Annotated in this window: 1 pseudogene; it reads right to left on the bottom strand. The window is 52.0% G+C overall.

Going from position 1 to position 227, the window contains the following annotated elements:
- Positions 1 to 131: pseudogene (locus AACR77_RS05130) on the bottom strand (IS481 family transposase); the annotation flags it as partial.
- Positions 132 to 227: the final 96 nt, after the last annotated feature.

The following is a 227-nucleotide window of genomic DNA, read 5'->3' as shown; positions in this document are numbered from 1 at the left end:
TTACGGCGAATCTCGTAGAACTGCTGGCGGCTGTAGCCGATGAGCTTGCAGGCTTTGCTGACGTTATTGAGCTCTTTGGCGAGCTCTAGCAGGCTGAGTTTACGACGTGCTACTTTCTCGTTGGTGGTCATACGGTGACTCCGGATAACACGGTAGGGGTACCGTTTTGTTATCCGGTTTGAAGCCGTATGACCACTCCCTTTTGTGGGCAACTGTCAGGTGAATAC

The organism is Aeromonas sp. ZOR0002 (assembly GCF_963866995.1).
GTDB lineage: Bacteria > Pseudomonadota > Gammaproteobacteria > Enterobacterales > Aeromonadaceae > Aeromonas > Aeromonas caviae.
This window is presented reverse-complemented; position numbering and strand designations above follow the sequence as displayed.